Raw genomic sequence first — 2,849 nt, 5'->3', positions numbered from 1 at the left:
GCATATCTGAATCATCTGCTAGCGCCGCATATGCCTGCGTGCGGGTCAGTACCTCGTGGAGATCAGCAAGAATCGTGTCGATGTCTCCGATAGCGGCAGCCTCGTCAGACCGGACGGAGAGATGGAAGTCAGGCCCAGAAATATCGACTACGTCTCCGTTTTCAGTCTGAGCTGATATCCCGCCAAACGGTGAAAACTCGACTCCAGCGGGAGCTCCTTCGACGGGGACAGTGAAGATCTTGGACATGGCCGCGATCCTACCCATATAGGTGAGTTCGGCGCCGCACAACGTGCTCGCTGCCATGCCGTGAGCCTCTAAAGCCGATCCACTCCGGTCACGACGACAACGGCTTCGCCGGCCTCATCGGATGCCGCAAGATCGACGGTCGCGGAAATGCCCCAGTCGTGGTCGCCGGCGGGGTCGTCGAGAATCTGACGGGCGGTCCATTCGGATGCGCCCTCGGTGAGCAGGAGGAGCTTCGAGCTGCGCGCCTCCGGACCGGTGAGGATTTCATCGTGATCGGCGAAGTACGCATCCAGTGCGTCGTCCCACGCGTCAGCGCCGAAGTCAGGATCGAGAGCGGCCAGGGCATCGACGTCCTCAAGCGCGGCGAGCTGCACCCGACGGAACAACTCGTTGCGCACGAGAATCCGGAAGGCACGCACGTTCGACGTCAGTCGCTTCGGCGCCGGCGGCACGATCGGCTCGTCGTCCGGACGGTGCAGGTCGACCATGCCGTTGTCGGTGCCCGCGCGCAGCTCCTCCCATTCGTCGAGGAGTGACGAGTCGACCTGGCGCACCAGCTCACCCAGCCACTCGATGAGGTCGCGCAGATCTTCGTTCTTCAGCTCTTCGGGGATCGTCTGCGACGCAGCCCGATACGCGTCCGACAGGTACCGCAGCACGACGCCCTCTGAGCGGGCGATCTTGTAGTACGCGACATATTCCCCGAACGACATGGCCCGCTCGTACATGTCGCGGACGACGGATTTCGGATGCAGCTCGAAGTCGCGGATCCACGGCTGCGCTGCGCTGTACGTCTCGAAAGTCGCGCTGAGCAGCTCGTCGAGCGGCTTCGGATACGTGATCTGCTCGAGCAACTCCATCCGCTCGTCGTACTCGATGCCCTCGCGCTTCATCTCGGCGACGGCCTCGCCGCGCGCAAGGAACTCCTGCTGGCTCAGCACCGCCCGCGGATCGTCGAGGGTGGATTCCACGATCGAGATCATGTCGAGGGCGAATGTCGCGGCATCCGGGTCGAGCAGTTCGAACGCGGCCAGCGCGAACGGTGACAGCGGCTGATTCAGCGCGAAGTTCGGCTGCAGGTCGACGGTGAGGCGGATCTCACCGTCTGCCGACTGTTCGACGATCCCGGATTCCCGCAGCGTCCGGTAGATCCCGAGGGCCCGGCGGGCGAGCTCCCGCTGCCTGGATCGCGGCTCATGGTTGTCATATATCAGTGCACGCATATTTCCGAACGCGTCACCGCCGCGACCGATGACATTGAGCATCATCGCGCTTGTGATCTGCATGTGCGAGGTGAGTGTCTCGGGTTCTGCATCCACGAGTTTGCGGAACGAGGGTTCCCCCCACGAGACGAACCCGTCCGGCGCCTTCTTGCGGATCAGCTTGCGCTTCTTCTTCGGGTCGTCGCCGGCCTTCTTGATCGCCGCCGCGTTCTCGGTCTCGTGCTCCGGTGCCTGGACGACGACCGTGCCCGCGGTGTCGTATCCGGCGCGCCCGGCGCGGCCAGCGATCTGATGGAACTCGCGGGCGTTGAGCTGTCGCATCCGTGTGCCGTCGAACTTGGTCAGAGCGGTGAAGAGCACCGTGCGGATCGGCACGTTGATGCCGACGCCCAACGTGTCGGTGCCGCAGATGACGCGCAGCATCCCGCGCTGGGCGAGCTGTTCGACGAGGCGCCGGTACTTCGGCAGCATCCCGGCGTGATGAACGCCGATGCCCGCACGGAGGAACTTCGAGAGCGTGCGCCCGAACGCGGTCGTGAAGCGGAACTCGCCGATGAGAGCCGCGATTGCGTCCCGCTGCTCGCGTGTGGCGACCTTCGTGCTCGACAGCGCCTGCGCGCGCTCCATCGCGGCCGCCTGCGAGAAGTGCACGACATAGATCGGCGCCTGCCCCGTGCCCAGCAGGTCGTCGATCGTCTCGTGGATCGGAGTGAGCTCATAGAAGTAATGCAGCGGCACCGGCCGCTCGACGCCGGTGACGACGGCGGTCTCGCGCCCCGTGCGCCGACTCAAATCCTCCGCCAGCGACGTCACGTCGCCGAGCGTGGCCGACATCAGGACGAACTGAGCCTGCGGCAGTGTCAGCAGCGGAACCTGCCACGCCCACCCGCGCTCGGGGTCGGCATAGAAGTGGAACTCGTCCATGGCGACCTGGCCCACATCCGCCGAAGGGCCCTGCCGCAGCGCGATGTTCGCGAGGATCTCGGCCGTGCAGCAGATGATCGGGGCATCCGCGTTGACCGACGAGTCCCCGGTGACCATCCCGACGTTCTCGGGCCCGAAGATGTCGACCAGCGCGAAGAACTTCTCGCTCACCAGGGCCTTGATCGGCGCGGTGTAGTAGCTGCGCCGCCCGTCTGCGAGCGCCGCGAAGTGCGCACCGATCGCGACGAGCGACTTCCCGGTGCCGGTCGGGGTCGAGAGGATCAGGTTGTTGCCGGAGACGATCTCGATGACCGCCTCGTCTTGGGCGGGGTAGAGCTGGATGCCGGTGCCCTCTGCCCATTCCACGAACGCCGTGTAGACGGCATCCGCATCGGAAGCGTCGGGAAGGGTGGTGGGGTCCAGAAGCGAAGGCATGGTCCTTCGATCATCCCCTA

Annotated in this window: 2 protein-coding genes; both read right to left on the bottom strand. The window is 65.0% G+C overall.

The window, feature by feature from the left end; translation table 11 throughout:
- Window positions 1-247, bottom strand: a 247-nt coding sequence (locus ACTIAO_RS17580; protein WP_441907345.1) for a hypothetical protein, incomplete at its 3' end; no start/stop codon positions are given.
- A gap of 68 nt (window positions 248-315) precedes the next feature.
- The gene (locus ACTIAO_RS17575) at window positions 316-2,829 is read right to left on the bottom strand and encodes a DEAD/DEAH box helicase (protein WP_441907344.1); all 2,514 of its coding nucleotides are present in this window, start codon (window positions 2,827-2,829) and stop codon (window positions 316-318) included.
- Between the last annotated feature and the right edge of the window lie 20 nt (window positions 2,830-2,849).

Source organism: Microbacterium sp., assembly GCF_052099035.1.
GTDB lineage: Bacteria > Actinomycetota > Actinomycetes > Actinomycetales > Microbacteriaceae > Microbacterium.
Note: the sequence above shows the minus strand (reverse complement) of the source record. Positions and strands in the feature narration are given on the sequence as shown.